General features: G+C 42.5%; 17 protein-coding genes and 1 other RNA gene. 13 read left to right on the forward strand and 5 right to left on the reverse strand.

Translation table 11 applies throughout. The features are described 5' to 3' along the window. Positions 1 to 91: 91 nt before the first annotated feature. Both AC1RM2_RS28305 and dinB read right to left on the reverse strand, forming a co-directional pair. Positions 92 to 1,327 (reverse strand): acyltransferase family protein, encoded by a 1,236-nt coding sequence (locus tag AC1RM2_RS28305; protein WP_492988513.1) that lies wholly within the window; start codon positions 1,325 to 1,327, stop codon positions 92 to 94. Between the two features lie 208 nt (positions 1,328 to 1,535). After that, a complete protein-coding gene (gene dinB, locus AC1RM2_RS28310; protein WP_492988514.1) occupies positions 1,536 to 2,720 on the reverse strand; it encodes a DNA polymerase IV in 1,185 nt (394 codons plus the stop codon). Positions 2,721 to 2,792: 72 nt separating this feature from the next. On the opposite strand from dinB, the gene AC1RM2_RS28315 reads away from it, so the two are divergent. The 13 genes from AC1RM2_RS28315 to AC1RM2_RS28375 all read left to right on the forward strand — a co-directional run bounded on the left by AC1RM2_RS28315 (position 2,793) and on the right by AC1RM2_RS28375 (position 17,564). Next, the gene (locus tag AC1RM2_RS28315) at positions 2,793 to 3,422 is read left to right on the forward strand and encodes a 2'-5' RNA ligase family protein (RefSeq protein ID WP_492988515.1); all 630 of its coding nucleotides are present in this window, start codon (positions 2,793 to 2,795) and stop codon (positions 3,420 to 3,422) included. Positions 3,423 to 3,433: 11 nt separating this feature from the next. Further along, positions 3,434 to 4,054, forward strand: a complete 621-nt coding sequence (locus AC1RM2_RS28320; RefSeq protein ID WP_492988516.1) for a 2'-5' RNA ligase family protein — start codon at positions 3,434 to 3,436, stop codon at positions 4,052 to 4,054. Positions 4,055 to 4,060: 6 nt separating this feature from the next. Continuing rightward, positions 4,061 to 4,633, forward strand: coding sequence for a 2'-5' RNA ligase family protein (locus AC1RM2_RS28325; RefSeq protein WP_492988517.1), 573 nt, complete (start codon positions 4,061 to 4,063; stop codon positions 4,631 to 4,633). Between the two features lie 102 nt (positions 4,634 to 4,735). Then, positions 4,736 to 5,269: a hypothetical protein gene (locus AC1RM2_RS28330; protein WP_492988518.1), complete on the forward strand. Its 534-nt coding sequence runs from the start codon at positions 4,736 to 4,738 to the stop codon at positions 5,267 to 5,269. A 235-nt stretch (positions 5,270 to 5,504) separates the two neighbouring features. Beyond that, an RNA gene (ffs, locus tag AC1RM2_RS28335) (signal recognition particle sRNA small type) lies at positions 5,505 to 5,603 on the forward strand. A 130-nt stretch (positions 5,604 to 5,733) separates the two neighbouring features. Beyond that, positions 5,734 to 6,690 (forward strand): YpdA family putative bacillithiol disulfide reductase, encoded by a 957-nt coding sequence (locus tag AC1RM2_RS28340; protein ID WP_492988519.1) that lies wholly within the window; start codon positions 5,734 to 5,736, stop codon positions 6,688 to 6,690. Between the two features lie 602 nt (positions 6,691 to 7,292). Further along, positions 7,293 to 10,430, forward strand: a complete 3,138-nt coding sequence (locus AC1RM2_RS28345; RefSeq protein ID WP_492988520.1) for a SusC/RagA family TonB-linked outer membrane protein — start codon at positions 7,293 to 7,295, stop codon at positions 10,428 to 10,430. Positions 10,431 to 10,474: 44 nt separating this feature from the next. After that, a complete protein-coding gene (locus AC1RM2_RS28350) occupies positions 10,475 to 12,292 on the forward strand; it encodes a RagB/SusD family nutrient uptake outer membrane protein (protein WP_492988521.1) in 1,818 nt (605 codons plus the stop codon). An 18-nt stretch (positions 12,293 to 12,310) separates the two neighbouring features. After that, positions 12,311 to 13,015, forward strand: a complete 705-nt coding sequence (locus AC1RM2_RS28355) for a DUF3823 domain-containing protein (protein WP_492988522.1) — start codon at positions 12,311 to 12,313, stop codon at positions 13,013 to 13,015. A 24-nt stretch (positions 13,016 to 13,039) separates the two neighbouring features. Next, the gene (locus AC1RM2_RS28360) at positions 13,040 to 14,188 is read left to right on the forward strand and encodes a hypothetical protein (RefSeq protein WP_492988523.1); all 1,149 of its coding nucleotides are present in this window, start codon (positions 13,040 to 13,042) and stop codon (positions 14,186 to 14,188) included. Between the two features lie 37 nt (positions 14,189 to 14,225). Then, on the forward strand, positions 14,226 to 15,254 hold the full coding sequence (locus AC1RM2_RS28365) for a family 43 glycosylhydrolase (RefSeq protein ID WP_492988524.1): 1,029 nt from the start codon (positions 14,226 to 14,228) through the stop codon (positions 15,252 to 15,254). A gap of 6 nt (positions 15,255 to 15,260) precedes the next feature. Continuing rightward, positions 15,261 to 16,265: a family 43 glycosylhydrolase gene (locus tag AC1RM2_RS28370; protein WP_492988525.1), complete on the forward strand. Its 1,005-nt coding sequence runs from the start codon at positions 15,261 to 15,263 to the stop codon at positions 16,263 to 16,265. A gap of 27 nt (positions 16,266 to 16,292) precedes the next feature. After that, complete coding sequence (locus AC1RM2_RS28375) at positions 16,293 to 17,564, forward strand: glycoside hydrolase family 99 protein (RefSeq protein ID WP_492988526.1); 1,272 nt, start codon at positions 16,293 to 16,295, stop codon at positions 17,562 to 17,564. A 188-nt stretch (positions 17,565 to 17,752) separates the two neighbouring features. Here the strand turns inward: AC1RM2_RS28375 and AC1RM2_RS28380 are convergent, their stop codons facing one another. From AC1RM2_RS28380 to AC1RM2_RS28390, 3 genes are all read right to left on the reverse strand, one after another. Then, complete coding sequence (locus AC1RM2_RS28380; protein ID WP_492988527.1) at positions 17,753 to 19,009, reverse strand: glycoside hydrolase family 99 protein; 1,257 nt, start codon at positions 19,007 to 19,009, stop codon at positions 17,753 to 17,755. Between the two features lie 34 nt (positions 19,010 to 19,043). Continuing rightward, positions 19,044 to 21,290 carry a GH92 family glycosyl hydrolase gene (locus AC1RM2_RS28385; protein WP_492988528.1) on the reverse strand — a complete coding sequence of 749 codons (2,247 nt, stop codon included), beginning with the start codon at positions 21,288 to 21,290 and terminating at the stop codon, positions 19,044 to 19,046. 104 nt (positions 21,291 to 21,394) lie between these two features. Further along, positions 21,395 to 23,944, reverse strand: a complete 2,550-nt coding sequence (locus AC1RM2_RS28390) for a Kelch repeat-containing protein (protein WP_492988529.1) — start codon at positions 23,942 to 23,944, stop codon at positions 21,395 to 21,397. Between the last annotated feature and the right edge of the window lie 109 nt (positions 23,945 to 24,053).

Raw genomic sequence — 24,053 nt, forward strand, 5'->3', positions numbered from 1 at the left:
ATCAAGATTTAAGACTAAGGCCGTAATTTGATCTTGTTTAAGGTATGATAATTGTTTATGCTATGCAACAATGATTACACAGCCACCCTATTTATATAGCAGATATAACATCAGTTTCCGTAATAGCAGGCACTATTCCCACATCCTTTGGATTGTTGGCGCTTGATTTTTGATTTTTCTCCAAAGGTTTCATACCAAAAAGAAACCGGGTTAAGGCATAAGGTTGTATAAGCAAATGGTAAGTAAGCACCGTAACAAAAAAGGTAATGCCCACAGTGTAAATATATTTTGAAAGGATACTTTCATTTTGTGTTTGTACAATGTAGTATACAACCAAAACGATCACCGTTTGATGCAGGATATAAAAGGGATACACTGCCTGGTTAAGGTAGTTGAGTGTTTTATGTGTGCGGTTAAGGTAACGTTTGCCATAGCCTACCAAAGCCAGCACCCAGCCCCATGCAATTATCGGGCGTAGCGCGGTAAAGCCATAACTAAACATGATGTTTTGAAACGGCCAGCCGGGATGCAATGGTTCAATCCCATTCCAGCGCATTACTTCCCATGTCATCAGGCTTAAAAAACCAACAGCTAAACCAAAACGACGATTACGTTCAAGACTGTCCATCAATTTAGGTTGGAGGATACAGATAAAACCTACCAGAAGGAATAATAGCCAATATACAAAATAACTACCATCGTGGATCAGGTCGTTTGTTTCGGGCAAATCCCAGCTTGTAAAAGTAAACCATAAGATTCCCGGTAGCATTAATAAATAAACCCATTTTCCCCTTGCCAAAATCGCCAATCTTTGTTTAAAGCCGTCACTTTTTGATGATATCATCCAGGCAAATACCGGCGCAAACATTAAATCGTAAATAAACAAATAGGCAATAAACCAAAGGTGATGCCAGCTGAAACTGCCTTTGGGATAAGGCACAAAATTAAATACACTTGCATAAAAGTGCCAGTAGCTGCCGTGATAGCCATTTGCCAGCCGCTCCATATAAATTTGAGGAGGGACAATGATAAACATGCCCACCAGTAATGGAATAAACAGCCTGCGGAAGCGTAAACCGATGAAGTTTAAAGTAGATCGCCGCTGCATCATGTAGTAACTCACGGTACCAGAAATAAAAAAGAGCAGCGGCATGCGAAAAAGGTGTAAAAAATGATTTGATTCCATCATCAGGTTACTGGTTTCGGCATTTTTAATATGCCAGCCATCTTCGGCAACATAAGGCATGGCCGAATGAAAAAATAACACCCCAATGATGGATAAAATCCTTAACCAATCGAGGTATGTTTGTCGTTGTGTGATTTCCATAAAGTTTTCTTTTTTATCAAAAGAAGCAACTTGATGTAACCCCTTAAAATTAGTTTGACCAATGGTTGTAAACCTTTGACCAACGGTTGGAGAAGAGTCAAGAATCAAGAGTCAAGAATTAAGACAGAAGAATTGCATGATGCAAAAACATGTATTTTTTACGCAAATCAAAAGCCCAATCCTTTGGAGATGATTTAGGTGAGGCTTCCTACCCTTTCAAAAACGGGTTAAAATTCCGGGTCCCTATCTCCATACCAGCCGCACGACAAATTGTTTTATCGCCAAATTTAAAGTTGATATTATCCATAGCCTGGTAAAGACGGATGCGTTCCTCATTATCTTCAAACAGGTTAATCTGGTAGCGGCCGCTTGCGAGGTTACTCAACCTTACCCCTATCAGCCTGATGGGGCGGTGCTGGTTCCAGGCTTTTTTAAGCAAATTTTTAACACCGGGCAACAGGATATGCTCGGCTGCGGTAAGGGCTATCTTTTGCTGCTGGGTGTGGGTTTCAAAGTTGGCATACCTGATTTTGATAGCCAGGCACGATGCCAGTTTATTCTCTCGCCTAAGTTTGGATGATAGTTCTTCGGTCATCGAAACCAATATTGTTTCAATCGTTCGATGATCATTTACATTGATATCGAATGTATGTTCTGTCGATATAGATTTACGGTCGGAATGGGGTACAATCTCACTATGATCTATCCCATGCGCTTTTTCCCAAAGGAAAATCCCTGCTTTGCCAAAAACAGTTTCTAAAAACTTAAGGTTGGCGCGTTGCAAGTCGCCAATTTTTTCTATCCCATACTGATAAAGTTTTTGGGCTGTGCTTTCGCCAAGGCCGGGAATCTTCCCTATCGGCAATGGCGCCAGGAATTTTAATTCTTCGCCGTGCTTAATAAACAGCTGCCCGTTTGGTTTTGAAGCATTGGTAGCCATTTTTGCCACCGTTTTGCCCGATGCCATCCCAAAGGAAATAGGCAAGCCCGTTTCTCTGATAACACGTTGCCTAAGGTTTGATGCTACCTGGTAACAATCATAAAATCTATCCATACCGGTAAGGTCGATATAAAACTCATCAACCGATGATTTTTGGAATAGTGGTACCGAGTCCTGGATGATATCCGTAACCTCTTTGGATGCTTCGGAATAGCGGTCATGTGAACCACGCACTATAGTAGCATGCGGGCAAAGCTTCATAGCCTGTTTCATTGGCATGGCCGAGTGGATGCCAAATTTACGGGCCTCATAACTACAGGAGGCTACTACCCCTCTATCTGCCGAACCACCAATAAGCACAGGAATACCAATAAGTGCCGGGTTAAACTTACGCTCTACCGACACAAAAAATGAATCGAGATCGATGTGTACGATATGTCGTTTTTGATCCATGAAACAAATTTGCTAATTAATTTGGTATTTTACTAATAATATTAGTATTTTTGATTCACAGAAATTTAGAATATGAGGATGTACGAAGATCATTTAATGCTGCTTTCGCCACCAGAGATAATCAGGGCCGAAATTGCCCGCTATAAAAAGGCATCGACAAGGCTCATTGGAGATTATCAAGGTATGAACTCGCCTGCTCATATTTCAATCCAGCATACGGAACGTCAAAAGCCGTTCATGACTGATAGAAACATTGACTTGTTAGAAACAGAATTGAGAAGCTTGCCGCCCGTATTACTGCATATCGATGGATTTGGAAATTTCCCGCATCTGCACGGCAAATTTACCATATACGCCAATATACGGTCGACACCGGCGGTTGATGATTGGTTTAACCATTTAAAGAAAAAGCTAAAAATAAGAAAAACGCTTGTGCCCCATATAACCATCGCCAGGAATATTGGAGAAAACGATTTTAACACATTATGGCCCCATTTGAGGCATAAAAAATTGATAGAGCCCTTTTGGATAAACGCGCTTACCGTAGTAAAACGCGATACGTTTGACCCCTATGCCAAATGGGAGTTTTTTAAAGCCTTTGAATTTAAAAATCAGCAAGGCTTTATTGGTACCGAAAACATTGAAGCCGGCCGGATTGAAATGGCCGGTCAGGATCAGACCAGTTTATTTGAAACAATTTAATTAGCAAATATATGAATTCGCCATTTTTTCACTTCGTATTGTCCTTGCCCGATCATGTTAATACCGAGATTGTTAAATTAAAAAATGAAGCCCGGCGTATAATCGGCGATTACCCCGGCATGGGGTCGAAGCCCCATATAACTACCAACAATTATCCAAAGCACCCCATCCATGTGCATGACCATGGCTTTTCGATGTTTGAGCGAAGGTTAACAGCCTTGCCGGCAGTTGTTTTTGAGATAGATGGCTTTGATTGCTTTAACGAAAACAACGGCTATAACAAAACCATTTACGCGAAGCTGAAGATAAGCGACCATAATACCTACTGGCTTAAATTATTGTGGGATATAGTAGGCAAAGGCAGCGGAACACCACACATTACCATAGCACGCGGACTTACCCCCGAACAATTTAATTTACTTTGGCCCTATTTTCAAAGGAAAGAGTTGAAAAAGAGGTTTGTGGTATCAAAATTCACCATTTTAAAAAACCTGGTTAATTCCGGTTCGTCGGTGTATCGCGAATTTGAGTTCAAAGGTTCGGCCGATTCATTAAACAGTGTGTACCAGGAATATTTAATGCGGCATGTAAAAAACACAGCTGCCGTTAATAAACAAACCAGTCTTTTTTAACCGAATATGAGCCTTAAATATTATCTGACAGTATTGTCTCCGCCAGATCGTATTGATCAAAAGATAAAAGCTTTTAAAAAAGCGTGTTTTAACCGCATAGGTAATTTCCAGGGGATGAATTCGCGTGCGCATATTACTTTAGATATTAACAGCGACGAGGTTGATCCCGGCTCACAGAAACCAAAACTTATTGGCCCTTTTTATGATATGGTCGATTTTATTATCAGGCGCACTGTCATTGTGCATAACATCAGGATCATAGGGTTTAACTTTTTTTCGCATGGGCCGGCCTTTCGTACCATTTATGCCGAAATAGAACTGGATAAAGAAACATCCGATTGGTTTACCGCCATTAAGGATTTGTTGATGATAAAAAAGCTCCATCCACACATTACCATTGCGCGTAAAATACCTGTGGAAGCATTTAACACCCTGTGGCCGCATTTTGTAAAAATTGAATACAAAGATGAGTTTTTAGCCGATGGCATAACTGTGTTGGAAAAAGAAGCCGACACCAAATTTGATAGCTATAAAGTATATAAAAAAATCCCTTTCGACAGAAAGCTGGCCGTGGCATAAACACTCATATTGAATAAAAGAACCTAAACCTTAACATAAAACCTTGTTGGCTTTAAACCTATAACCTTTTATTAATTATTACTTAACCCTAAAAATTTCACAATGAAAAAAATTTACCTCCTGGCTATTTTAGCCGCCGGCATTACGCTTTCTGCGAGTGCCCAAAAATTAGAAAAACCAGAGATTGATAAGATCAAAGGAGACACCACGTGGAAAACATCCGATGAAAGAATTTACACACAATTGGGCTTCGCAACAGGCAGGCTATTATATGTTTACGCAGAGAAAATAGGAACAAGTTACGTGCTGTGTTTCAGGATAGATAATATGAATGGTCCCCGGATATGGTCTATAGGTCCGGCCAACATTACCAATATTAAGTTTACTGATAACAGCGTACTGGATTTAAAACCTGATGCAGGCGGTGATGCCCATGTAACTTACGGCTCGCAGGCCGACCGGGTTATTAACCTGGTATATTATAAACTGGAAAAAGATGATATCGAAACATTGAAAACCAAATCAGTTTCAATTATCCGGATCGCGACTGATGGTGCCGCTAATTTCGATTACGAGATCAAACCAAAAAACGCTGATCTGATCAAAAAAGATCTTGAATTGATATTAACAAAGTAAAAAATAAAGGGGGCGGTTAAATAACCGCCTTTTCTATTTCTGTCGGCCAAAAAACGTTGTAAATTTTAAGAATAGGCGGCTCACGCGCATTCCAGGTCGGCGAAACGCTGGGGTTTATGGCCGATGTAACCCGGAACGGGCAATAAACAACAATCTATTCGTTTAGCTATCAGCGGATAAGCCTTTTTTAACAATTTATTAACCTGATACGCATCCTTTTTCTATATTTGCCCCGGGGTAAGTCTTTTACGGCCAGCTCCTCTTGAACTCCCCCAGGGTGGGAACGCAGCAAGGGTAGAGAGTTGAGCGGCGCGATAAAAGTAGCTTACCCTTTTTTTGTGCCTATATTTTTCCCGGCAAAAAACTATCCTCAAAGGGATGTCAAAAAAATAAATCCGAAATCGAAAATCCGAATTCCGAAATCCTCCCACAATTCTCTCTCAAAAACTGCCTATCTTAGCGGCATGCTCGATATACTGATTATAGGTGGCGGCCCGATAGGCTTAGCTTGCGGACTGGCAGCCCAAAAAGCAGGGTTAAGTTTTGTAATTGTCGAAAAAGGCTGCCTGGTAAACTCGTTATATAACTATCCTTCAACCATGACCTTTTTCTCAACTTCAGAGAAATTGGAGATTGGCGGCGTACCTTTTGTAACCGTTCATAACAAACCTACCCGTAATGATGCCTTGGAATATTACCGCAGGGTTGCTCTATCCAACAACCTTCCACTCCATTTATTTGAGGAGGTAACCAACGTAAAAGCCGAAGATGATGCCTATACAATAGCAACAAGTAAAACAACGTACCGGGCAAAAAAGGTTATCGTATCTACCGGCTTTTATGACATCGCGGTTAATTTAAATATCCCCGGCGAAGACCTTCCCAAAGTAAAACACTATTACCAGGACCCGCATTATTATACCTCGCAAAAAGTAGTGGTGGTTGGCTCCAGCAACTCGGCTATAGATGTGGCCCTGGAAACCTATCGGAAGGGCGCCGATGTTACTATTGTGGTACGTGGGCCGGAAATTAGCAGCAGGGTTAAATACTGGGTACGGCCTGACATCATTAACCGGATAAAAGAAGGCAGCATCAAAGCTTATTTTAACTCCAATCTTGAAGCCATCCGCGAACATGAGGTTGATATTAAAACACCCGATGGATTGATTACAATCCCCAACGACTTTGTAATGGCCATGACCGGCTATAAACCCAATTTTGATTTCCTGAAAAAACTGGGCATTATCCTGTCCGAAGATAAATTCATCCCCCAATACAATCCCGAAAGTATGGAAACCAATTTGCCGGGTTTATACCTTGCAGGCGTAGTTTGCGGCGGCTTAAACACACACCTTTGGTTTATAGAAAACTCGAGGGTACACGCCGATATGATATTGGATGACATCGTAGCAAAAAAGTAAAATACACTAATAGTTTGCCTTTATTAGTGTTTCGCCAACAGTACAAAGTCGTAAGTCTAAAGTTGAATTTTTTCTTTTTCGACTTAAAACTCAAGACTTTGGACTAAAAACTATCCGTCAATTTATCCTTGACGTGACTCTATCTATATTCCAATCACAAAAAATACCTCCCCTTCGTATTGGTCTCACAAAGATCAGAAAGCTTGATTGCCCTTTAATATTCCGGGCAATATTCATTTAGCAAACCTGCCACATAAATCCCTGGCATCCTTTGTAAAAAACAAAAACCCTCCCAAAGCCACAAAAACCGCAATCGATTGCGAAAAATATCTCAAAAGCCCTCTTTTTAGTGTTTTTACAGCTGAAATTAATCTATTATTTATTTTTTATTAATGATCGCCTCTTCTTTTGTGTCAATAAAATAAACCAATTATAGCACCTGCCAGCCCTCATAAAGGCCAAGGTGATTTATTAACCAACCAAATTAAAACCATGTATCATTACGCACCTAACCCGCCGTAAGTACGCTGCCGCACGCGCTATTTATTGCCCTAACACGGTAAACCAAACCAATTAAACTTAACTATTAACAGAGAGACAATATGAAAAAACTTAGATACTTACTTATACTCCTCTTCCTTTTCCCGCTCGGTTTGTTAGCCCAGCAAACTTCCATCAGCGGAAAGGTCATTGATTTAACCGATGGGTCGGCACTTCCGGGGGTAAGTGTAAAAATTAAAGGTACTACAGCCGGTGCTATAACTGATATAGCAGGAAAGTTTACGCTGAATGTTGCAAATACCAACGTGGTTTTACAGGTATCATATTTAGGCTACCTTACCAAAGAGGTAGTTGTAAAAGACATAAAAGGCGGCACCATCGCATTAACTGCAACTAACAAAACGCTTGATGAAGTAGTAGTTGTGGGTTATGGTGTTCAAAAAAGGGCCACCATAACCGGCTCTGTATCAACACTACAAAGCAAAGAGATTGTAACAACTAAAAACGAAAGTGTTATTAATATGCTTAGCGGTAAAATACCCGGTGTACGCATTGTTCAAACAACTGCCGAACCGGGGTCTTTTGCCAACAATTTAAATATCAGGGGCTTTACAAGTGCTCCATTGGTTGTAATTGATGGTGTAATTGGCGGCGACCAATCAACAATAGGCCGCATGGACCCGAATGAAATTGAAAGCGTTTCTGTACTGAAAGATGCTGCAGCATCTATATACGGTATAAGGGCTGCAGGTGGCGCCATTTTAATAACCACCAAAAAAGGCGGAAAAAACGGCAACATTAACATCAATTATTCTGTTAACAATGCCATCCAAACCTTTTTAGGTATGCCTCAGGGCGTAGGCGCTGTAGATTATATGCTACTTACAAATGAAAAAGTTAAACGCGATTTTGCCAATAATTTTGTATCTAATGTAACCCCGCAATATTCATATGCCGACATCAAGCCATGGCTTGATGGCACCTACAAATCGGCCGACTGGATAGGCATGGTTTTCAGGAAGACAGCCAACCAAATACAGCATAATTTAAATATTGATGGCGGAAACGACAAGATCAGCTATTTCTTCAACTTTGGTTATCAACGGCAGGACGGTGTTTTTAAAACCGGGGACTTAAACTACAACAAATATAATTTCCGCTCAAACGTTACGGCCAATATAACAAAAGGGTTAAAAGGACAGGTATTAACATCAGCCTGGATGGATGAAAAAAACCAGCCTTATACCGACGAATGGACTATTTATAAGTACACCTGGAACCAGATACCTACACACCAGATATACGCTAATGACAATCCTTTATACCCAGCTGTAATTGATGATAACATGAACCCATCTATCATAACCGATGCCGACAAAGTGGGTTCAAAAAGGAGCAGGAACAAAAGTATTACCAGCCAGTTAAATTTAACTTATGACATCCCAGGTATAAAGGGATTAAGTGCAAAGGCCTTATTTAATATTGATTATGGGGTTAATGATTATAATCAGATAAAAAAGACATTCTCTTTATATACTTACAAAGCAGACGACAATAGTTACATACCAAGCGTTGTAAATTCACCTTCGGGCATCACCCGCGCTTATTATACCCACTTAAATACTTTAAGTCAGGTAACTTTAAATTACGCGCATACTTTTTTTGATGACCACAATATCACAGCTATGGCTACCTATGAGCAAAGCCATGAAACTGCTGATAATTTTAACGCATACCGGGATACCGAGATTCCGGTAAATTATTTATTCGGCGGCTTGCAAAATTCCAATATGTATGGTGGAATGGATGCCAACGCTTTGCAGGACCAAGCGCACAGGAGTATTATAGGAAGGTTTAATTATGATTTTAAAGGAAAGTACCTTGCCGAATTCAGTTTTCGCCGGGATGGCACCAGTTTGTATAAACCAGGGGCCGATCAATATGGTTTCTTCCCAGGTGCGTCAATAGGCTGGGTTTTAACAAAAGAGGATTTTATCCGCAAACTAATCTCAGATAACATCCTTTCTAACCTGAAGCTCAGAGCTTCGTACGGTAAAGTTGGTGACGAGCAGGGCAATGCATTCAATTATGTTAATGGCTACACCTATCCGGTAAACAACTACATTTTTGCTTCGAGCGCGGTAAACGGGTCGGCACCAAAACTTGGCAACCCTGGTTTAACCTGGCCAATAAGCACCATAAAGAATATAGCTATTGATTTTGGCTTGTTTGGTGGAAAAGTTGACGGAACTATAGAAGTTTTCAGAAACGACAGGACCGGATTGCCGGCTACCCCTTCGGTTGCTTTACCCGGAACAGTAGGTGCCGATGTGCCCCAGATTAATTACAACAGCGACCGGGTACAGGGTTTGGATTTTAACTTATCGTACAGGAATACCTTTGGTCAATTGGGCGTAAACCTTACAGGTAACATAGGTACAACCCGTTTAAAAAACATGACTGTTCTTCGCAGTAATTCAGGCAACGAGTATTTAAACTGGAAAGAGAACCAAACAAACAGGTATCAGAATGTTTGGTGGGGGCCAGAGTATGCCGGGCAGTTTACTACCTACAAGCAAATATATAATTATGGCGTAAACACGGGCGGTGGCAATAACAATACCATACCCGGCGACTATTATTATAAGGATTGGAACGGCGACGGAGTTATAGATGATAAAGACAGTCATCCTATTGCTACTACCGATATACCACTATACAACTATGGTTTTACCGTAGGCCTAAGCTATAAAGGGTTTGATATGAACATGCTTTTACAAGGCGCAGCCGGGGTTTACGTACAATATGGCGAACAATTTGCAGAACCATTGATGTATGGCAGAAGCGCTTTAACCCGCTTCCTTGACAGCTGGCACACGGCAGATCCTTCGGCAAATGTTTTTGACCCGAATACACAATGGGTACCAGGCTATTACCCTGCAATGGGGTCGCCTGCCGCACAGGGTACAAAAGCAATACAAAATGCCAGCTATCTGCGTGTAAAAACGCTCGAATTTGGTTATTCCTTATCGCCGGCAGTTTTGAAAAGCATAGGTGTTAGAAAATTCAGGATATATGTAAACAGCTACAACCTGTTAACATTTACGGGATTGAAAAACTATGATCCTGAGCACCAGGGGCCAAATCCAAGAGATAACGGCGATTTCAGCAAAGCTTTCGCAGGCTACACCTATCCGATGAACAGAACCTTCAATCTTGGAGCTAACGTTTCCTTTTAGACTGCCGGGCACATCATGAATTATTAACGAATAACTATTGACACATGAAAAGTATACATAAATTTATTATAGCAATATCTATTGGCGTAGGGGTTTCGCTTACTTCCTGCCAAAGGCTGGATATTCTGCCGACTAACATCTTTACTCCCGAGATTATATATGACAGCGAGGCAGGTGTTAAATCGTTTTTGGCAACCATATACCATAATTTACCTATTGAAGACTTTAAATACCGGCCCGATCAGGGGTTTAAAACCGGTGGCAACGATTGGGAAAACTTTTATAATTCGGCCTCGGTTACGGGCGAAGAAGTTGGCCCCTTTGGCGGGATGGATATTGGCGGCGGCTTTGGTTACTGGCCATATGGCGATATCAGGAACGTAAATACCCTGATAGCCGAATTGCCTAAACACGTGGCCAAGCTTGGCCAGCCAACAGTAAATGCCCTTTTGGGCGAAGCTCATTTTTTAAGGGCGTACTATTACTTTGGCATGGCCAAGCGTTACGGGGGTATCCCAATTATTACGGTACCACAAGATCCTGGCGCACCACTGTCAACACTCCAGGTGCACCGCGATAAAGAACAGGCTGTATGGGATTTTATCGGTACCGAGCTTGATTTGGGTTACCAAATGATGCCCGAAACCAGTGACGCGGGCAGGGCCAACAGGTATGTTGCAGCCGCCTTAAAATCAAGGGCAATGCTTTATGCTGCGTGTGTTGCCAGATACGGTTCGGTAAACTTTGTTGATGGCCCGGCACGTGCGCAAGGCTTGGTTGGTATCCCTGCAGATAAAGCGACTGCTTATTTCCAGGCAGCTTACGATGCCGCTAAATTGCTCGACGGTCATTACTCACTTTATAATGCAAATTCAGATAAAGTACAAAACTATGTTGATCTGTTCTTAAAAAGTACAAGCCCTGAAAATATTTTTATAAAACAATATTCTATTGCTACCCACACTGCCCATAGCTGGGATGCTACCATGTCGCCGCGCTATTTTACAGCTAATGCGCTTTCGCGTTCATACCCTACATTAGATTTTGTACGGCTTTGGGGAGAGTTACCGGTAACTAATGGCGATGGTACACCTAAACGTTTTGATAACCGTGCACAATTGATGCAAGGCCTTGAGCCAAGGTTGTTGGCCACCGTTTATTTCCCCGGCGCAACTTTAAGGGGGCTTATGTTTGATATGCAACGGGGCATTTACCCATCTTTTAGCGGAACAGCGGCCGCTGAGGTTGCCAAACAGGCCAATTCCCGCTCATACATACTTGCAGGCGATACAAAAACATTGTACCAGGGCAAGCAGGTAATTGGCTTTACCGGCCCATGGACAGGTGGCGATGAACTAACCCGCACAGGCTTTTATGTGCGCAAATATGTTGATTATAACAAACCCCAATCGGCGGTTGACCTTAACAGGAGCGAGCAGCCCTGGATTGACCTGCGTTATGGCGAGATTTTGTTAAACCGGGCAGAAGCGGCTATGGAATTAGGCAACGCCGGCGATGCATTAACCTCTGTTAACCTCATCAGAAGCCGGGCCGGTGCTACCCCTTACACTTCTATCGATTTAAATAAAGTTCGCAACGAAAGGCGTATGGAGCTTGCATTTGAAAACCAATACTATTGGGATTTAAAAAGATGGCGCACCGCCGATGTGGTGCTTGACAGGGCGCATTTTAAAGGCCTGATGCCATATTATGTGTTGAATGAAAATAAATTCATCTTCTTAGCCGAAACAGAACTGTTTAATCGCGAATACTCTTTCCAGAAGCAATTTTATTATGAAGGTATTCCCGGAGGCGAAATCGGAAAGAACCCTAACCTGCTCCCTAATAATCCAAATTATTAAGAATTTAAATTTTAAGATATGAAAAAACTGATTAGCAGAATTTTGGTGGGCGTAACTATACTTGCAAGTTCTGCATGTACAAAAACAGACAACTACGATGGTCCTAACGCCTCATTCCAGGGCAACATAATTTCGACCGAAGGTGGTAATTTGCCAACATCAGGCGGTAGCACAACAATAAAACTTCAGCAAATTGGCTGGACTACCCCACAAACCATTCCAAGTAAGTTTGATGGAACCTTTCAGGATACCAAGCTTTTTAAAAGCGCATATAAGGTTGTGCCTACAGGTGGCGCTTTCTGGCCGGTTTATGACACCCTGACGGTGAATATTGCCCAAGGCACCAAACACGACTTTGTTGTTACACCATACATAGTTATCAAAAACTTTACAACAAGTTTGACAGGCACAACTTTAACCTTAAAGTTTGATATTACTGCGCCTGTTGTTGCAGGATTGCCAACTATTAAAGATGTACAGCCCTATGTAAATACCACAAAGCTGGTAGGTACAGGAGCTTCTATCAGAGACTTCTCGGATTTAAATGCTGTAACCATCAATAAAGAATTTATTGATCTTACTGATGCCCAAAAATCTATCACCTTAACTGTTCCCAACCTGATACCGGGCCGCACATTTTTTGTACGTGCCGGGGTGCGTTTAAGCGATAGTTTCAACAGCTCCAATTTTTCGGAAATAGTACAGGTGGACGTTCCTAAATAATTTAACCTTAAACCAAAAAAGGAAATGAAATTCATTAAAACAACGATGGTATGCGCCATCCTCATGGCAGGCTTTATAATTGTGGGCTGCCAAAAAGAAAAATATGTTTCGCGGGATACATCAGGCCTTAAAGCCCCTCCCCCTGTTGATACTACAACACCACCAGTTATCGATACATCTGTTGTAATTGACAATTGCGATAAAACCGACGGCTGGCAGGTAGCAGGCGGAGATCCTGTTTTAGCAACAACCGGCAAAAAAGAAGGTACAGGCTACATCCAGGCAACAATAAAAACAGGGCAAGACTTTATGCAGTTTATTAAAACCCTGCCCGCTCCTGTTAACACAAAAGTAACCTTAAGCACCGGCGAATTAAAACTCTGGTTTTATGTTCAGGATGTTTCTTTGCTTAAAGTAGATGGTCAGATACAGTTTAGCAGCGCCGCCGATCCGGATAAAAAGCGCATTGGCTGGGGAATGGATAAAATTATCCCAACATTAACAAATGGCTGGAACCACCTGGAGCTGAAATTTACCGACGGATATGTATCCGGAGATGGTGGCCCGGATTTAACAGCTATGAACTTTATAAAGATATTCTTTTGGACCGCAGCCAAAGCAGCTATCGACCAGAATTTTGGTATCGATGATATCAGGGTTGCTGCCTTGCCGCCGCCGCCACCTGTTGTTTTTGATGCCTGCGACTCAAAAGACGGCTGGCAAACAGTAGGCGAGGTAAATATTACAACTACCGGCCAAAAAGAAGGTACAGGTTATATCAAAAATACCATTGCAAATGGTGGCGACTTTATGCAATTTATTAAAGACGTTGCTACACCGGTTAATACAACCTTTGCCGAAAACACCGGCAGGTTCCAGTTCTGGTGGTATGTATCTGATGTATCACTGATTAAAGCCGATGGCTCCATTGAGATTACAAGCTCCGGAAAATCGGATGCAAACGAATCGGCCTGGGATATAGCTCCGCTTATACCGTCGTTAAAAAATGGGTGGAACCTGGTAAAACTTGATTTTGACAAAGCTATAAAAACAGGCGATGGTGGGGCCGATTATACGGCGATTAACCACTTCCGTATCTTTTTCTGGGCTGATAGTAAAACACATACCGACTTGGTTACCGGCATAGATGACCTGAGGTTTATATCAAAATAATTGTCCCCCAACCCTTCATTAATTTATAAACATCAAAATGGCGGAGAAAGTAATTTCTCTGCCATTTAAAAAAAGAAACAGCATCCTGATGATAAAGCATAATTTAATAAAAATATCGGCTATACTGGTCATAAGCCTGGGAACATTATCAACGTCTTTGTGTATTGCCCAGGATAAACCGGCCGATACCGCAGCTGTTGGAACCCCATTTGTTACTGATATTTACACAGCCGATCCATCTGCCCATGTGTGGAAAGACGGCCGCCTGTACGTATATCCATCGCATGACGTAGCCCCGCCGCGCGGCTGCGATTTGATGGACAGGTACCACGTTTACTCAACAGATGACATGGTACACTGGAAAGACCATGGCGAAATACTAAACGCCAGCCAGGTTGAATGGGGCCGCCCCGAAGGCGGTTTTATGTGGGCGCCCGATTGCGCTTACAAAAATGGCACCTATTACTTTTATTTCCCGCATCCGAGCGGCACTGCCTGGAACAGCACCTGGAAAATTGGCGTGGCCACCAGCAAAAGCCCGGCAAGCGGGTTTAAATCGCAGGGGTACATCAAAGGACTGGAATCGATGATTGATCCGTGTGTGTTTGTAGATGACGATGGCCAGGCTTATTTTTATTATGGTGGCGGCGGCACCTCCAAAGGTGGCAAGCTAAAAAGCAACATGATTGAAATTGATGGAGAGATGCAAAAAATGGAAGGCCTGGAAGATTTTCATGAAGCCACCTGGGTACATAAACGCAATGGCATTTATTACCTCTCCTACTCAGATAACCATGATGTTAATGGAAAACACAACCAGATGCGTTATGCCACCAGCAATAGTCCATTAGGCCCCTGGGCTTCAAAAGGTGTTTATATGGACCCTACCGATAGCTATACCAACCATGGTTCCATTGTTCAGTTTAAGGGGCAATGGTACGCTTTTTACCATAACAGTTCACTCTCTCACCAGGATTGGTTACGGTCTATCTGTGTAGATAAGCTTTACTATAATGCCGATGGCACTATTAAAAAAGTAATACCAACCGGGGCTATAAAAAAGTAAAATAATATGAACCGGAAGATAGTATATACAATCCTTTTAACAACCCTGGTGGCGGCGGCAAGCAATTGCTCAAAAAAAAGCAACACTACCAGCGAAACCCCAACAGTGGTTATTGAGGACCCCAAGGGCGATGGTTTTAAAAATCCTTTTATTACCGATATATACACTGCCGATCCATCGGCACATGTTTGGGCTGATGGCCGGTTGTATCTATACCCTTCTCATGACATCGACCCGCCGCGTGGCTGCGATTTGATGGATAAATACCACGTATACTCCACCGATGATATGGTACATTGGCGAGACGAAGGACAGGTATTACAGGCAAGTGATGTAGCCTGGGGCCGTCCGGAGGGTGGTTTTATGTGGGCGCCCGACTGTGCTTATAAAAACGGCACTTACTACTTCTACTTCCCGCATCCCAGCGGTACAGAATGGAATACCACCTGGAAAATAGGCGTAGCAACCAGCAAAAGCCCTGCTAAGGACTTCAAATCGCAGGGATACATCCATGGGCTCGAATCATTGATAGATCCCTGTGTGTTTGTTGACGATGACGGGCAGGCCTATTTATACTACGGCGGCGGCAACATCTGCAAGGGTGGCAAGCTGAAGGATAATATGACGGAGCTTGATGGCGAAATGAAAACCATGCAGGGCCTTACCGATTTTCATGAGGCAAGCTGGGTACATAAACGAAATGGCGTGTATTACCTGTCATACGCCGACAACTTTAACGAGGCGGGAAAATTTAATCGTATGCGCTATGCAACAAGCAATAACCCGCTTGGCCCCTGGACCTATAAAGGTGTATACATGGACCCTACCGACAGTTTTACCGACCATGGTTCAATAGTTGAATTTAAAGGTCAATGGTACGCGTTTTATCACAACAGCTCGCTTTCGCACAATGATTGGCTGCGTTCTGTTTGTGTAAACAAGCTTTATTACAACGCCGATGGCACCATCAGGAAAGTGATACAAACGGATATTAACGGAGTAAAAAAATAAAAGATATAAACAAATAAAACAAGGGACATGAGAAGAAGATCATTTAACGCGTTGCTACTAATAACGCTGATAGCGGCGAACACCAGCTGTTCAAAAAAAAGTACTAATACCCCAACCCCGCCGGTAACACCAACAGATACCATTGACCGTACCCCTTCGCCGGTTGGCGACGTAGTAGGCAAGGTAGTTGTAGGTTACCAGGGCTGGTTTGCGGCTATAGGCGACGGATCGCCGATAGACAGGTACTGGCACTGGGCACAAACCTGGGAACAACAGCCATCAACAACCAATAAAGCTATTTCGGCCTGGCCGGATATGCGCGATTATACCAATAAATTCCCTACACAGTTTGCTAATTTAGGCAACGGGCAGCCGGCTACGGTGTTCTCATCGTTTTCAGACCAAACCATTGATATCCAGTTTAAATGGATGAAAGATTATGGTATTGACGGCGCGGCGCTTCAGCGTTTTAACCCAAGCGGGCTGGAAGGCCCGGTACGCGATGCCATGGCAGCCAAAACCAAAATAGCAGCCGAAAAAAACGGTGTTAAGTTTTACATTATGTACGATGTAAGCGGCTGGACAAACATGCAATCCGAGCTAAAAACCGACTGGACCAATAAAATGTCGCAATATACTTCGTCGCCTGCCTATGCAAAGCAAAATGGCAAGCCGGTGGTATGTATCTGGGGATTTGGCTTTGCCGATAACAACCATGATTTTACCGCGGCAAACTGCCTTGAAGTGATTAAATGGTTTAAAAGCAAGGGATGTTATGTTATTGGCGGCGTGCCTACAAACTGGCTTACCCAAACCAGCGATTCGCGCCCGGGATTTTTAAATACGTATAAGGCATTTGATATGCTTTCGCCCTGGATGGTTGGCAGGATTGGCAATGTCAACCAGTCCGATGGCTTTTTTGTAACCATCAATAAGGCCGACCAGGCCTATTGCAATACGAACGGCATTGATTACCAGCCTTGTGTACTGCCCGGCGATCTGTCGGGTCGCCAGCGCGCCCACGGCGATTTCATGTGGCGCCAGTTTTACAACATGACCAGGGTTGGTGCGCAGGGCATCTACATCTCGATGTTTGATGAATATAACGAAGGCAACCAGATAGCCAAAACTGCCGAAAGCCAGGCATTTATACCGGCAGGCTCCGGCTTTTTGGGGCTTGATGAAGACGGCACCGCCTGCTCTGCAGATTACTATTTAAGACTTACAGGTGACGGGGCTAAGATGTTCAAGAAAATAATTCCGCTCACGGCAACAAGGCCAACAAAGCCGGTGTTGTAATAAAAGTTATATCTATGCAAAAAGGCCGCTGGAACCAATGGTTCCAGCGGCCTTTTTTTGAAAATCATTAGGATAACTTTACTGTCCTGAAAAAGCATACCCTAATTGAAGCAAAAAAATAAGTGTGCCCGTATCTCACCCCGGGCACACAGGTTACCAAGTACCTGGTAACATCAACTAAACCCCGGTTATTTTTTTACCGGCGGTGGTACATTTTCCTGTAAGGGCAACTGTCGCCTAAGCATTTTGGCAGCATAACCCGTGAGATATAAATAGTAATCATTAGGAATATCATTTTCATATTTAACAAACGTGCTAAGCCCAACCGGGGGATTCTTAGACGCTTTAAGTATAGCTGTGCCTTCATCAACCTCATCAAACATGGCAACATATAGCATGCTTGCCCCACCCTTAATTGCACCGTTAATTTGTTTCCAGTAAAAGCTTCCCCGGTTGCGTGGGATCTGGTTTTGAGGTGCCCGCGGGTTCATATTATGCCAGCTAAAACCCGGGAAAATTGTAGGCACATAATCAATCTTATTAGCTTTGCACCAGGCAATATCATCCACTATCCGGGCCTGAAATTTGGGGTAAGCTTCTTCATTAAAACGACCTACAAACCAGGGGTGTACAATATCCACTTTACGCAGCAGATCATGCAAGCGTTGGTCTTTTTCGGTATCGCTCCCAAAATCGCGCCAGTAAGTTGGCACACCAAGCAGTACGGCACATCCGCCATAAACAGGGTCATTCTTTAAAAAATCGATGATTCGCTCAGCTTCGGCAAGGCCATATTTACGATTATCGTTAAAACCTACGCCCCAAACGGCTACCAGTGGCTTTCCGTTATGATATAGCCAGGTTTGCTTATTGCCGCGGTTGGTTAGTTTCATACTATCAACCAAATGTTTCCAATCTTTTATCACCAGCGAGTCGGCTCCGCCGCCCATTCCCGAAAGATCGTACATTACCGAAATTGCCCTGTGGTATTTTTCTGAAAACTTAAGTGCATTGCCCAAAACCACATCATTGTGGTTACGCCCCCTATTCCGCTGCACATCGCCGATAAAGCGCTGAACAAATACCCCGTCGACACCATATTGCTGCATCCATTTAAAATGGGTTTCAACCGATGAGGCATCGTATGAACTATAGAGGTACGCATCGCTGCCGTCAGCCAATTTAAAGGGCGATTTATAGGTCTTTTTATATTCGCTTACATCGGGCCATATATCGATATTGGTAAAGCCAGGTTCAAACTTACCATGTGATACGTAATGGTTCCACCACCGGCCGGCCCCATCTTCAGGGGCATTAAACCAGCCCTGGTAACCGGCCATTACCAATCCTTTATAACTTTTAAACGCTGATGTTTTGCTGTGTTTTTGACTGTAGGCAACAGTGCATAGCAGTAACATCAAGATGCTAAAAACTTGTTTTTTCATCAGGATATTGGTTAATATTTGTTTATTGATTAGATCAGATACCCCAGTTTTTATTTGGCTTTGGCCCCATTTCCAGTTCGAGAGTCCCACCGGCAGTTAGTTGCTCGTGCGTAAACCATGGTTTATTTAAAACTTCGCCGTTAAATTTTGCACTCTGGATATACTTATTAATGACCGAGCAGTTATTTGCTATCATCTTAAACAGCTTGCCATTTTGCAAACTAATGGTAACCTTACTAAATACAGGGCTACCAATAGTATATACAGGTTTGCCGGGGGTAATTGGGTAAAAACCCATAGAGGAGAACACGACGAACGCCGACATGCCACCGCCATCTTCGTCGCCAGGGATACCGAAGATGTTATCCTTATACCATACATCCAATAAAAAACGGATTCGTTTCTGGGTTTTCCAGGGCGCTCCTGCATAATTATACAAGTACGGAATATGGAAACTTGGCTCATTGCCCATGGAATATTGTCCAACCAGACCTGTAGCATCGGGGAATTTGGCCCAAAACTGGTACTTGCTGCGATCAAGGCTTTCGCGAAATGTTTGATCAAGCTTAGCCACAAAATTATCCTTGCCGCCCATTAAGCCGATTAAACCTGGTATATCGTGCTGTACCTGCCATAGGTAAGTCCATCCGTTGTTTTCATCATAAAAGTCGCGCCCGCCAAGGCCACCATCAAATTTAGGGTCGATGTTGATCCAGTTGCCGTCCTTATCCTTTGGAATAAACATCTTTTTATCCTGGTTCCATAAATTTTTATAGTTAGATGCCCGCTTTGCAAATATTGATTGATCGTTTGTCTTATTCAGCTCGGTAGCCAATTCACCAACAGCCCAATCATCATAGCTACCTCCCAATGTAACCGCAACGGCCTGTCTTTTCTCGAATGAATGCACCAGGCTTACGGTTTCCTTTTCGCCTTTTTGCAGAGCAGGGAAATATCCTTTAGCATAGTAAAAATCATCAAGCTCACATTTAGCACCGTTTTCCCAGGGCAGCATGGTGGCCTGGGTTGCATTTTTCACAATCCCTTCATATGCCTTTTCTACATCAAAACCACGAATGCCTTTACGGTAATCATCTAAAAACATCACTGTAGAGTGAAAACCATTCATGCAGGGGTTATCGCCAAACAACACCGGGAAGGTAGGCATCCAGCCGCTTTGGTGGTACATATTCACATAGGAGTTTAACATATCCGATTCCATGGCCGGATTTAATATTGACCTGAGCGGATGCAATGCCAGGTAAGTGTCCCACACCCAGTCATCTACATAAAAAGGCCTGTTACTGTCATGCACTTTTTTATCATAACCGCTATAATAATGGCCATCTTCATTAATGTTTACCATACGCTCATTACTACGGTATAACGCCGTGTAAAACGACCGACGTTGTGCCACAGTACCGCCTTCAACCTGTATCTGGTTGGCTACCTTTGCCCATGCGCCTTTTGCAGCTGCCATCAAAGTAGTAAAATCGACACCGGTAAATTCATCGTTAAAATTCTGCTTTGCTTGCTGGGCGCTTATATATGATATGGCATATTTAAACTCGATATTATCAGGAGTCCCGTCTGAAAAAGTAATAAAAGATCGGGCATCTTTACCTTCAATTGATGTTTGTTTGGTTAAAACACCATCCTTAATAACCCCTGCTATTCCTTTTGCGCTAAACTGACCATAAACATATACTTTAATATCATCGTGATAAGTTTCTGTGCCCGTTACTTCATTACCGCCGGTAAAATTCCAACTGGCCGCCCCCTCATTATATACACTAAACAGGATGCTCTTAGCTGCTGTTTTTGCAGGAAAGGAGAACCTGTATATACCTACTTTTTTTCCTGGGGTAAACAGCACGGTAATCTCCTTATCAATAAGGTAAGTTGAATAATACCACGGCCGCGTTATTTCCAGATCATGATCATAAGGCATTTGCTCGTTCCAGGAGTCGGCAGTGAGCGGTTTATCATCTGGCTTTATGGCAAAAACCTCGCCCAGCCTGTGCGAAACCATATTGAGCGGAAAGCTTGAAATCTGATCGTCAATATAATCGGCCCGTTTGGGGTACATCCTGATCATCTGGTTGGGTAGGTGCATGGTAGGCCGCGTGGGCTCTAAAAGTTGGCCCACATTGCCAATGCGTGGGTCGATGTATTCTAAATTACCATCGGCGCTTTGCGCGTAACCTGTACCAGCGAGTGTAACACTCAATAACGCAAATAACGGAACCGACTTTAACAAGCGGGAAAAATGATTAACCATCTCAGAAAATTTATATTTGGTTTATAGTGCCAAAATTGCCCATAATGCTTAATGAACTATTAATAATTGATTAATCAGGAGGAAAAATAGCTTTTGTAACAGATTTATTCAAGAATTGAATTAAAATCACGGTCAAAAGCTTCGCCATAAATTGTTTTATACTCTTTATTAAAACTCTCGAAAGTATTTTTTGCCAGCGAATGTTTACCAATATGTGCAAGAGCTTTACATTTCAATATCATGGCTTCCTCGTTTACAGGGTCGAAGTAGAAAATATCATTGGCCAGTTTTATTAAAAACTCGGGATCATCGGCAATTTGGACACTGTTTGCAAATTGAATGTAGGAGTCGATGATTTCGTTAGACACTTCAGATTTAAAAGCATCAAGCCACTCATATTCAATGTTCGATAAAAAGTTGCCTCTTTGGGTGATATGGGTAAGCTGGATTATTTTTTGCTTATTCAGTCTGGTTTTGTTGCATACGATATTCAGGTAATTGTGATAATCAACCAATATATTGGCGTAATCAATCTCTATCTTCCAATAACCGGTATCTTTTGATAAATGACAATGCCCCATTTTATCCAGCAGTGATTTGAGTTTGGCAATATTTACAGAGCGATTGTTACGTGCGCTTTTTTCTGATTTATCAAACCAAAGGATCTCGTTCAACTTTTCGGAGCTTACTCCCCTATCCAGTTTTACCGAGTACAGTAATATAACCAGGAACAACTCTTTTAATAAAGGTGTAAAATACTTGGTTATCTCGTTCCCATCGGGAGTAAAAAGTTGAAGGTCGCCAAATAAAAATATAGCATTACTGTTGCTGGTACGCGTATGATCACCTTCCTCTATGAATTCCGGTTCGGTGTTGTGAGCAACTACAGTTAAATCGTTAACTACCTTAGACGGTACCGGGATGATTACTTTTTTACGCCGACGGGCAATGACAGTAGCCAAAGTTAAAACTAAGCCTACAACACATACGCCGCCTATCCATAAGAAATAATTGACATGGCTAATCTCAACCACTTTATCCGCCAACGGCTCTGGCGGGCTTAACAGAGAATATATCTTAATCCTTGTCCGATCGTTTTCTCTGAAAAGCGTTATAGCCAAAAACTTACCGCTGTGTGGAAAATAGCCCAAATCGGCATAGGAGTGAATATCATGAAAAAGAAAAGGGATGGTATCACCTACCAAATGATAGCTTGCCTTATCCAACGATCCCTGGATAAGCTGAATACTTGAATTAAATTTGTGCTGAGGAAAAATGAGCCCATAGTACGACCGGCTTTTTTCGTTGATGACCAATGAGTTTGCAAATACAAAATCTTCATCTTTAACATCGATAGTAAACAGCTTTTTAAAGGATTTGTCCTTAACCGAAAACCGCATCATATCGTACAAATTGCGCGGGTTCACTATCTGCTGCCCCGAAGCACTGCCGTACCCGCCTATTACATAAGCGGTATCGCCGGTTTTATTGACGCCCAGACCCGCCAGGTAACGCGGGGTAAAGGTTTCGCCTTTCACTGCTACTTTTTGCCAGCTATTGGTAACTACATTGTAACATTTCACGCTATCCTTATATACCAGCTGGCCGTAGCCGCCAATGGTATAAATGCAACTATCCTTTTTATTGTAAAACTTATTCAGATGCCCATTATTGGTTGCAAGGCTTTTGAAACCTTTGTTCCACCGTCCGGTTTTAAAATCATAGGTAGCAACGGCCATCTGATCGATATACAAATAATATAGTTTGTCATTACCAAACAGCGCCTGATCGCCGGGCACCAGCAATTGCCTGCCCGAACGATAAGCCACACTTTTTAACTGCGGTGTTTTATTTACCGAAAATGTGACTATTGAATCCTGTGAGATTATGTTAACAGCCTCATTGGCCACGTCAAAGGCAACACTGGCATCGCCCGGCACTGTAAACTCCTTCTCCATTTGCCAATTACGATGGCGTGCTTTTATCCACAAGGGGTTTGTTATTGTTCCGTTATTTTGGCTTACGCTTTCATTGGCCACACAACCCTCCCATTCGTTAAGTGGCCAGTTAGCCAATAGCGTACCGCTTTGAGTTACGTTAACATCCCTTAATTTTAACGGGGGAAGATCAGTTGTTTGGTATTGGCGGTAAGCATTGGCGCCAAAAAGTAGTTTGTAATTTCTACTTTGCTGCAAGTGAACGCCCGACTCCGAAAATGATTCCCGCCCGGAGAATATGATTATCTTATCGTTCTTGTAATCTATCAGTAAACGCAATTTATTCCAACGCTCAAACAGCAGTTTGTCGTCAATATTAAAGGAGATTTTTGAAAGCCGGTCGCCAATGATGATCTTAAAATGCCGGGTGTTAGCCTGATTATCATAAACTAAATCGATATTTTGTTTATGATCGTCAACTATCCTTAATATATAACCAAAATATATTTCATGATTGGGCATGAAAGACAAGTCGAATGAAATTTCGAGGTTTTCTTTTGGCGAAACATTACTCAGGCTTAAATCTAATGTAGTACGTTTATCCTGCACCACTTCGTGGCTATAAAACCCAAGCCCATACGATTGCGCATTAACTGGCAATACAGATAGGATATTTAATATAATAACCGTTATAGTTCCCGATAAAAAAAATCTCATGTTGGTAAGTACACATTAAGCATTAAAACTTATGTACCCGGCGTATAGTTTATAATTCAGGTTATAAAACATGCAGTATAGTTAAGTTACATGTGATGCACCGGCTAAA

The organism is Mucilaginibacter sp. GW822-FHT03E02 (assembly GCF_058801545.1).

Excerpts from the sequence above, each read along its gene's own strand:
- AC1RM2_RS28305 (WP_492988513.1), bottom strand. The coding sequence starts at position 1,327 with ATGGAAATCACACAACGACAAACATACCTCGATTGGTTAAGGATTTTA.
- dinB (WP_492988514.1), bottom strand. The coding sequence starts at position 2,720 with ATGGATCAAAAACGACATATCGTACACATCGATCTCGATTCATTTTTT.
- AC1RM2_RS28315 (WP_492988515.1), top strand. The coding sequence starts at position 2,793 with ATGAGGATGTACGAAGATCATTTAATGCTGCTTTCGCCACCAGAGATA.
- AC1RM2_RS28320 (WP_492988516.1), top strand. The coding sequence starts at position 3,434 with ATGAATTCGCCATTTTTTCACTTCGTATTGTCCTTGCCCGATCATGTT.
- AC1RM2_RS28325 (WP_492988517.1), top strand. The coding sequence starts at position 4,061 with ATGAGCCTTAAATATTATCTGACAGTATTGTCTCCGCCAGATCGTATT.
- AC1RM2_RS28330 (WP_492988518.1), top strand. The coding sequence starts at position 4,736 with ATGAAAAAAATTTACCTCCTGGCTATTTTAGCCGCCGGCATTACGCTT.
- AC1RM2_RS28340 (WP_492988519.1), top strand. The coding sequence starts at position 5,734 with ATGCTCGATATACTGATTATAGGTGGCGGCCCGATAGGCTTAGCTTGC.
- AC1RM2_RS28345 (WP_492988520.1), top strand. The coding sequence starts at position 7,293 with ATGAAAAAACTTAGATACTTACTTATACTCCTCTTCCTTTTCCCGCTC.
- AC1RM2_RS28350 (WP_492988521.1), top strand. The coding sequence starts at position 10,475 with ATGAAAAGTATACATAAATTTATTATAGCAATATCTATTGGCGTAGGG.
- AC1RM2_RS28355 (WP_492988522.1), top strand. The coding sequence starts at position 12,311 with ATGAAAAAACTGATTAGCAGAATTTTGGTGGGCGTAACTATACTTGCA.
- AC1RM2_RS28360 (WP_492988523.1), top strand. The coding sequence starts at position 13,040 with ATGAAATTCATTAAAACAACGATGGTATGCGCCATCCTCATGGCAGGC.
- AC1RM2_RS28365 (WP_492988524.1), top strand. The coding sequence starts at position 14,226 with ATGGCGGAGAAAGTAATTTCTCTGCCATTTAAAAAAAGAAACAGCATC.
- AC1RM2_RS28370 (WP_492988525.1), top strand. The coding sequence starts at position 15,261 with ATGAACCGGAAGATAGTATATACAATCCTTTTAACAACCCTGGTGGCG.
- AC1RM2_RS28375 (WP_492988526.1), top strand. The coding sequence starts at position 16,293 with ATGAGAAGAAGATCATTTAACGCGTTGCTACTAATAACGCTGATAGCG.
- AC1RM2_RS28380 (WP_492988527.1), bottom strand. The coding sequence starts at position 19,009 with ATGAAAAAACAAGTTTTTAGCATCTTGATGTTACTGCTATGCACTGTT.
- AC1RM2_RS28385 (WP_492988528.1), bottom strand. The coding sequence starts at position 21,290 with ATGGTTAATCATTTTTCCCGCTTGTTAAAGTCGGTTCCGTTATTTGCG.
- AC1RM2_RS28390 (WP_492988529.1), bottom strand. The coding sequence starts at position 23,944 with ATGAGATTTTTTTTATCGGGAACTATAACGGTTATTATATTAAATATC.